Origin of the sequence: uncultured Nostoc sp. (assembly GCF_964247315.1) — a bacterium.
GTDB lineage: Bacteria > Cyanobacteriota > Cyanobacteriia > Cyanobacteriales > Nostocaceae > Nostoc.
Genome location: NZ_CAXTTT010000204.1, coordinates 1 through 8555 on the forward strand (window position 1 = coordinate 1; position 8555 = coordinate 8555).

At 42.8% G+C, this 8555-nt stretch carries 8 protein-coding genes; 5 read left to right on the plus strand and 3 right to left on the minus strand.

Going from position 1 to position 8555, the window contains the following annotated elements:
- Nucleotides 1–46: 46 nt before the first annotated feature.
- The 3 genes from ACFE93_RS33220 (at nucleotide 47) to ACFE93_RS33230 (ending at nucleotide 1955) form a co-directional block, all read left to right on the plus strand.
- Nucleotides 47–532: a hypothetical protein gene (locus ACFE93_RS33220; protein WP_375480168.1), complete on the plus strand. Its 486-nt coding sequence runs from the start codon at nucleotides 47–49 to the stop codon at nucleotides 530–532.
- Between the two features lie 202 nt (nucleotides 533–734).
- Nucleotides 735–1346: a cupin gene (locus ACFE93_RS33225; RefSeq protein WP_375480154.1), complete on the plus strand. Its 612-nt coding sequence runs from the start codon at nucleotides 735–737 to the stop codon at nucleotides 1344–1346.
- A gap of 96 nt (nucleotides 1347–1442) precedes the next feature.
- On the plus strand, nucleotides 1443–1955 hold the full coding sequence (locus tag ACFE93_RS33230) for an ArsC/Spx/MgsR family protein (protein WP_375480156.1): 513 nt from the start codon (nucleotides 1443–1445) through the stop codon (nucleotides 1953–1955).
- A gap of 312 nt (nucleotides 1956–2267) precedes the next feature.
- Here ACFE93_RS33230 and ACFE93_RS33235 read toward each other — a convergent pair whose 3' ends face one another.
- The 3 genes from ACFE93_RS33235 to ACFE93_RS33245 all read right to left on the minus strand — a co-directional run bounded on the left by ACFE93_RS33235 (nucleotide 2268) and on the right by ACFE93_RS33245 (nucleotide 5869).
- Nucleotides 2268–3356 carry a DUF3474 domain-containing protein gene (locus ACFE93_RS33235; protein ID WP_375480158.1) on the minus strand — a complete coding sequence of 363 codons (1089 nt, stop codon included), beginning with the start codon at nucleotides 3354–3356 and terminating at the stop codon, nucleotides 2268–2270.
- Between the two features lie 218 nt (nucleotides 3357–3574).
- Nucleotides 3575–4627, minus strand: coding sequence for a fatty acid desaturase (locus ACFE93_RS33240; protein ID WP_375480160.1), 1053 nt, complete (start codon nucleotides 4625–4627; stop codon nucleotides 3575–3577).
- 414 nt (nucleotides 4628–5041) lie between these two features.
- A complete protein-coding gene (locus ACFE93_RS33245; protein WP_375480162.1) occupies nucleotides 5042–5869 on the minus strand; it encodes an acyl-CoA desaturase in 828 nt (275 codons plus the stop codon).
- An 85-nt stretch (nucleotides 5870–5954) separates the two neighbouring features.
- Here ACFE93_RS33245 and ACFE93_RS33250 point away from each other — a divergent pair, with 85 nt between their 5' ends.
- Complete coding sequence (locus tag ACFE93_RS33250) at nucleotides 5955–7187, plus strand: aminotransferase class I/II-fold pyridoxal phosphate-dependent enzyme (protein WP_375480164.1); 1233 nt, start codon at nucleotides 5955–5957, stop codon at nucleotides 7185–7187.
- A gap of 270 nt (nucleotides 7188–7457) precedes the next feature.
- Nucleotides 7458–8312, plus strand: coding sequence for an alpha/beta fold hydrolase (locus ACFE93_RS33255; protein WP_375480166.1), 855 nt, complete (start codon nucleotides 7458–7460; stop codon nucleotides 8310–8312).
- The last annotated feature ends 243 nt before the right edge of the window (nucleotides 8313–8555 follow it).

Consider the following 8555-nt stretch of genomic DNA (forward strand, 5'->3'; position numbering starts at 1 on the left):
TTACCCCTTATCCCCAGAGGGGGCCCCACCTTCCCCAGTTACCAATATGCAAGCTAATACAAATAAATTCTCATGGTTCCAGGTTTCAGAAGACATCAAAAATCTCTTAATTTTAGCTGCACAAAGCTGGGAAAATACATCAGAATCGGAAAAGTATATTCAACAAGCTTTAGCCAAAACTGGTGAAAATACAGATGTCTTGGTAGCAGCATATAGATATTTCTATTATAAAAATAATTATTCTCTTGCTTTGCAAACAACAGTTAAATTATTAGATAAAATTAAAGAACGAGAGAAATTTCCTGATGACTGGGAGCAACTTAAGCCTATATTAGTCAATCGCAAAGAAGACCCACAAATCCGATTGTACTTAAATGCTTATGCCGCTTCTGGATTAGTCCTAGCAAATTTAGGAGAAATTGAGCAAGCAAAAGAAATCAGCACCAAAGTCAAAGAAATAGACGAAAAGAATGATTTCGGAGCCGGAATTCTCCTAGATATTTTGACACGTCCAGCAGAAGAAGATGATTAATTAGTCAAGAATCAAGGTGAACAATCATGAACAATTGGTTATCTACTACATCGTATTCCTCTTACTCCCTCTTGGGAGCGGGTACTAATAGTAACTCTATCATTCCTCCTATTAACGTACCTACTAAAGTTGACGTAGGCAGTCTTCCTAATGTGTCTCCAATCCTTGTCCTCCAATCTTATCAGCTATCAATCTAAAAGTTATGAAAGGTAAGGATTGGCTGCTAACGGGGGACGGTCAGTATCAAGCCTGTAAATCTGTGAGAGCATGGGATTTATTGAGAGAAAATTACCGCCTTTATCGGTTTTTAACTGAGGTGGAAGATGTTCTCAATAGCGTTGACGATGAAGCCAGTCGTCTACCAGAACTTCAGATGCTCGTAAGGCGCTTGATAGTAAATTCTTACTGGGTACAAAGTCAATATTTAGAGCCTTCGCCCAAAACGGGAACCTCTGTTTCACTCCTATACGATGAATTGGGTTTTCCGTTGACAGTGCAAACAGTAACATTTGCACCGGGAACCCGTTCAACCATTCATAATCATGGGACATGGGGAATAGTGGCGGTGTTAAAAGGTCAAGAAAAAAACACTTTTTGGCAACGCACCCATAACCCAGAATTTCAGGACAAAATTGAACAGACGGGAGAGGTAACTCTATTTCCAGGGGATATTATCAGCTTCGTTCCCGATGCAATTCACAGTGTAGAAGCAGTGGGTGATGAACCAACTGTGACTTTTAATGTTTACGGCGAAACTGATCCGAAAGAGAGATTTGAGTTTGACTCAGTTACCGATAAGGCTAGGAATTTTTAATTAGGAATCGTCAGGATTAATTTCATCGATTCGTAGTTGGCGCTTTAGTGAAGACAACGCCAACTACAAACAATTGAGTAATTAGGAGGTAGTTAAATGGCAAGAGTAATTTTCTATAGCAAACCAGGCTGTCAAGGTGGTACTAAGCAAAAAGTTTTGCTAACAGCTGCCGGTCATGAGGTGGTAGCATACAATCTGCTAACAGAACCTTGGACAGTTGACCGGTTGCGTTCATTTTTTGGCGATCGCCCCGTAGCCGAATGGTTTAATCCTTCCTCCCCAAAGGTAAAATCTGGTGAGGTAGTTCCTGAAAAAATTGATGCAGAAACCGCTTTACAGTTGATGTTGAGAGAGCCACTCTTAATTCGCCGTCCTTTGTTAGAAATAGGCGATCGTCGCGAGGTAGGATTCGATATACAAAAGATTGATGCTTGGATTGGCTTAAAGCCTGCGGACGAATCCTTGCAGGAAATGAGCGAAAACCTGATGAAGCAAGATTTACAAAACTGCTCCCACGGTAATGATCGTAATGCTCATCAACATAATCAGCAGGGTGGCTGCAACCATCATGGTGAAAAACATCAAAAGCAAGGCAGCTGTAGTCATTAGATTTCTTGCATGAATAAAAAGCCCTCACCCTAAATCCCTCTGGCAAGCTTGGGAGAAGGACTTTGAAATTGGCTCCCCTTCTCCCAAAATTGGGAGCAGGGGTTGGGGGATGTAGCAAGATCCCGCAGGGTGGGCAAATTTTGCATTTGTGCAAAAGGTCTATTAGATTTCTTGCAAAAGTCCATAACATCCTAGCCCTGTCAAGGTTACTTTTATTACCTTGACAGGGCTAGTACAGCATGGCGTAAATAAGCCACTTATTTAAAATGTCTAAAACTCTCACACAATCGTAATTACTAATTACGCAAAGTGTTAGTAGTCTGAGCCTTTAAGTAACTTATTGTTGGATGTATAGTAAACCTTACTACCAGTATCAGGGACAAAATGGCAGTTGATACATGAATTCCATACTGACTTCCAAATTGGTTCTTCCGATTTGTGAAAATACTCACCCATCACTGGTTTTATTGCCTCAGTTGCCTTCAGCAAATTGTAGTGAGGGATGTTAAGGAATATATGGTGAGCAACATGAGTACCGATATCGTGATGGATATGATTAACCAAACCATAATCACGGTCAATACTAGAAATTGCACCTTTTAAGAAAGTCCAATCTTCTCCCCGATACCAGGGAAGCTCTGGCTCAGTGTGGTGCAAGAATGTCACCAAATCTAGCCAAACTATGAACACAAGGTAAGGCACAGCGTAATATTTCAGCAACCACATCCAGCCCCATTGGTAGGTGAGGAAACCTAGCAAACCTACCATGCCAATCAAAAGGACAGTACTAGTGATGACATCCCATTTTTCTGATGGTTTGAAAAGCGAACTACCTGGCAAAAAGTGGGAGCCTTCCTTATTAGGAGAACGCTTAAATAAATACACAGGATAAGCCAAGAGAAAAACATAATATCTGCCTATCTTCTGGGCTAAAGGCATCTCCTTGTATTCTGATTCAGTCACAGGATACCAGCTTTCATCATTATCGATATTGCCAGTATTTTTATGATGAGTTCTGTGACTGATCCGCCAACCATGATAAGGAACAAGTATTGGTGTATGCGAAAGATGCCCAATTAAATCATTGAGCCATTTCTGTTTAGAAAAAGATTGGTGTCCGCAGTCATGTCCGACTACAAACAAAGCCCAAAACATCGTTCCTTGCATTAGCCAGAAAATCGGAAAGAAAAGCCAAGAATCCAGGTAATGAGCTACTGCATAAAGCAGACTGATAATCAGGATGTCACGAAAGAAGTAAGAAAGTGATTTTGTCACATTGGGTTGAAAGCATTCAGCAGGAATTGCAGCTTTTAAATCCCCAAGTGTGAAAGGTAATTTAGTCGTAGGTTCAGACGTTTCATTGCTAAGAAGATTGTTGAACCTGATTATATTTGATTGCACTGGATTCTTTTGTTGGATATAAATCGGAACTTTATTTGAGACAAGATGATCTCAACTCTAGGATGCCCACGAAACTAGCGATCGCTAACACCAAAGAAAATAATTTCTGGCAATTTTCCTAACAATTTTAGTCATTAAAAAATTGCCAGATTCTATTTAAACACAGCATGAGCAACACTCTTGTTGGTTCAAGAGCGTGAGTGTAGTCACAGCACTATTTATCGCTCTGTATAATATTCGTTGAAAGTCTTATAACCAACATCAGTTATGTATAGTTGACATTGGTCTGTAATCTGCTTCATTAAAGGCCAAGAAAACTGACACTCATCATGCAGATAAGGCTCCCAATTTTCTTTGATGCTGCTGTAAGCTAGCCGCAAATTATAAGAAGGAATCGCAGTGGAGATATGATGAGGGACATGAACATTGATATCGTGGCACAAGATTTCTACCCAACGCGGATAATCGCAATGAATAGTTCCAGATAGCTGTGCTAGAGCTTCGTTCCAGTTGTTCGCTGTCGCAAAAGGGACATCTGCGGCAGTATGGTGAACAATAGTAAAAGTACTCATCCAAAAATGGTAAATCATCCAGGGCACTAGCCAGAACTTGACAAATCCCCAGATACCAGTTGTGGCAATCAGAATCGGGAAAGCGATCGCTGCAAACACAACGACTACAGCCACAGACAGCTTGATACTGGATTGGTCTTTCGTTTTGAAGTTCCGCCAATCAAAATGCACCACAGCCCAATGTCCAATGGAACCTACCCACCAGAAGCGTTTACGCATGAACAGTTCAAAAGCAGACTGCCGGGTTTTATCCCAATTTTCAAACACTTCCGGTCTGATTGGATGCCAAGCGTTGTCCTCGTCCAGCTTGTTGGTATGAGTATGGTGATAATTATGCTTAATGCGCCAACTGTGAAAAGGATAAATTAACGGCGTCATGAAAAAGTGCCCCACCAAATCATTTACCCAACGACGTTTGGCAAAAGACCTGTGGCCACAATCATGGCCAATTACAAAAAAACCTGTTAAAGCAGTGCCCGTAAAAATCCAAGCTAGGGGCAAGAGAAACCAAGGAGTGATAATCAGGCTGTAATAGCCCAAAGCGACTGCCAAGACACTCAACAGGACTTGTATCCAAGCTTTGCGACGGTTCTGCTGAAAACATTCCCGTGGCAGGGTTTTGACAATATCTTTGAGCCGGAAGTCGGAATTACCAGGCTCGTTACTCAGTTTCTGGCTATTAATTATTGATGTAGTCATGGACACCTGAAAAACAACAAAACTCCTCTACCAAGTCACAAAAAAGTAACTTGCCGTAAAAATTCTTCACATTAGCGCTTCGGATTATAGCAACCTAACCGACACAAGCGCACCCGTAATACCAATTCGCAATTCGCAATTCGCAATTCGCAATTCCAATTGAGAAATTTAGATGCAGCAAGGCAATCCTTGCTTACATCTATTGCCTTATTTTAGAGAATTGGTATAAATAGCTTTTTGAAAAGTAGGAGTTAGAAGTGTTCAATTAAAAACGTTACACATCCTAACTCCTGTACAGATGCGATTAATAAGCCAGCGCGTTGCGGGGGTTCCCATGCCACTTCCTTCAAGTCGGGCATTGCCCGCCCAACGGAGTGGCTCCCCGTTGTAGCGACTGGCGTCGCGTCTGTACTCCTAACTTTTAACTAACTTTTGTTGGGCCAACTTCACATTAGTCGCTAGACCAACTGCTTGCAGCAATTGGACTGTGATCCAGGTTAAATCGATTTCCCACCATTCCAGCCCGTGACGAGCCGAGTATTGAAAAGCATGATGGTTATTATGCCAGCCCTCACCGAAAACTAGTACGGCTACCCACCAGCAATTAGTCGATTGATCGCCAGAATCATAACTGCGATAGCCAAATTTGTGAGTAGCACTGTTCACCAACCAGGTGCAGTGGTAAACCCAGACAATGCGAACAAAAATTCCCCAAATAACAAATGGCCAGCCACCTAGAAGCAAAAGCACTACACCTAGAGCAACCTGGATCAAAATGAAATATTTTTCTAAAAACTGATAAACTGGGTCTTCGGCAATGTCTTTGGTGAAACGAGGAACATCAGCGTGAGCGGGACAGTAGTGAATCAGCCAATCCATGTGGCTCCACCAGAAGCCTTTATTAGAATCATGAGGATCGGCATCAGTATCAGAGTTTAAATGATGAATGCGATGTGTCCCGATCCACTCAATTGGGCCTCCTTGACACGAGAGTGTCCCAAAGAAAACCAGGAGATACTCCAGCCACTTGGGAGTTTGAAAACTGCGGTGGGTGACAAGGCGATGAAATCCTAGAGTCACGCCTAAACCACCAGTCACCCAGTACAGCAAGAAACCCACACCAACTGCCGTCCAGCTAAAGTTACCAGGAAGAAAGGCAAATAAAGCGCCGATGTGCAGTCCAATGAAAAATAGGGTATTAACCCAGTTGATTTGAGGTTTTGTTGAGGTAGCAATTGTCATGCAGTAACCTGAATTTGAATTTTCCAGCCTAGTCTGCGCGATCTTAAAATCCGCATATCTATAATTTTTTGTGAACGAGGAACTGATGAACAGCTTAGAGCAGCTGCGGCAAGCAGAACAGGCACTATTAGAAATTTTTTCTGGAATTGACGCTCAGGTCAAGCATAATCTAAAACGAGTGCTAAATGCCTTTCGTAATCACCGTGTAGGGGCACACCACTTCGCTGGTGTAAGTGGTTATGGTCACGATGATTTAGGACGAGAAACTTTAGATAAAGTTTTTGCCGAAGTTATGAGTGCCGAGGCGGCGGCGGTGCGAGTGCAGTTCGTTTCGGGAACTCATGCGATCGCCTGTGCTTTATTTGGTGTCCTTCGTCCTGGAGATGAAATGTTAGCAGTGGTTGGTTCTCCCTACGATACACTTGAAGAAGTTATTGGTTTACGGGGTCAAGGTCAAGGTTCCCTGATTGAGTTTGGCATAAATTACCGCCAATTAGAGCTAACCAGCGAAGGAACTATAGATTGGCAAGCTTTAACTACTAGTGTGGTTGAAAACACTCGTTTAGTCTTAATTCAGCGCTCTTGTGGCTATTCTTGGCGTCCTAGTTTGTCAATTGCCGATATTGAAAAAATCGTCCACTTAGTCAAACAGCAAAACCCGAACACCGTTTGCTTTGTAGATAATTGCTACGGCGAATTTATTGAAACTAGGGAACCTACAGCCGTAGGTGCTGATTTAATCGCAGGGTCATTGATTAAAAATCCTGGTGGTACTATTGTCAGCGCTGGCGGTTATGTCGCCGGTCGCGCCGACTTAGTGGAAGCAGCCGCCTGTCGCCTCACTGCTCCCGGTATCGGTAGTTATGGCGGTGCTACTTTTGACCAAAATCGCCTGCTGTTCCAAGGTTTATTTCTAGCGCCGCAGATGGTCGGAGAGGCGATAAAAGGGACATACTTAACTGGTTATGTATTTGACAAACTCGGTTATCCAGTCAATCCCGCCCCCTTGGCTCCCCGTGGGGATGTAATTCAGGCAATTAAACTTGGTTCAGCCGAAAAGCTAATTGCTTTCTGTAAAGCCATACAACAGCATTCTCCTATAGGTTCCTACTTAGACCCTGTTCCAGATGATATGCCGGGGTATGAGAGCCAGGTAGTTATGGCTGGGGGGACATTTATTGAAGGGAGTACTTTAGAATTATCAGCAGATGGGCCAATGCGATCGCCGTATGTCGTTTATTGCCAGGGCGGGACTCATTGGACTCATGTGGCGATCGCTTTGGAGGCGGCGATTGATGCAGTTGGCAGTAATGCATAGTACATATTCTTTTAGGATATAGTGGCCAAAGCGGATTGAAGCAATCCTAGAAAAGACAGCACAAACGCTGAAGCGGATATGGTAGCTATAGAAGCGGATAGATGCGCGATTGCCCAACTACGCTCAACCGTAAATTCCTTGTTGCAGGTACGTAACTTTGAAGCGATTGTCACTGAACTTGAGAGAAATCAGATCGGAAATTAGAGGCTTGAGAACTGAAAGTCAACACATTTTAGAACATTTGTTCGGCAGACAGGAGAACGGCAAATAATGAGCGATCGCCATAGTTATATTACTGCTGCATGTCTCAATGTTTACATCCAAGGTCAAGGATTTCCAATTTTAGGTTTACATGGTCATCCTGGTACTGGTCGTAGTCTTTCTGTCTTTACCAATCATTTATCAAAACGCTACAAAACTTTTGCCCCCGATTTACGCGGATACGGCAAAAGTCGCTACAACGGCAATTTTGACATGAATGACCATTTGACTGATTTAGAAGCGCTGCTAGACCGTTTGCAGATTGAAAAATGCCTACTATTGGGATGGTCACTTGGAGGGATTCTAGCAATGGAGTTGGCATTACGTTTGCCAGAGCGCATTACTGGGCTGATTTTGGTGGCGACAGCCGCAAAACCCCGTGGCAGTCATCCTCCTATCACTTGGCAGGATAATTTATATACTGGCGTTGCTGCCCTATTGAACTATATAAAACCGAGTTGGCAATGGAATATTGAAACTTTTGGTAAGCGATCGCTTTTTCGCTACTTAATCCAACAACATACATCTACCACTTACAATTACATTGCCAAGGAAGCAGTACCAGCTTATTTGCAAACCTCCCCTGCTGCTACTCGCGCTCTCTATAGTGCAATTCAATCAGGATACAATCGGCTTTTAGATTTGCAACAAATACAATGTCCTAGTTTAGTACTTGCTGGCGAACAAGACCGCCATATCACAGCTGATTCCAGCTTAGAAACTGCTCGACATCTCCTAAATTCTCAGTGGCAGTGCTATCGCAACACCGCCCATCTTTTCCCGTGGGAAGTTCCCCAGCAGGTGCTGAATGACATTGACCATTGGTTGGAAGAACATCCGCAGGTAATTGGTAGTCAACAATAATTACTAATTCGTAATTTGTAATTAAATTGAGAGTTAGAGAAAGCGATCGCAAAGGATCATGCCGTTACAGGTGGGGTCTAATCCCCATCCGTAACGTAATAACCCAAGTTGCAGGTTATGAAATTCCAGGTATTTGGTAACAGTCGATTCAGGCGATCGCGCACATCGAAAAACATCGTTGCAACTAGCGCTCTTTTATTACTCTCATGAGAGTATAATTAATTACTAACAGTTTAACTTAGC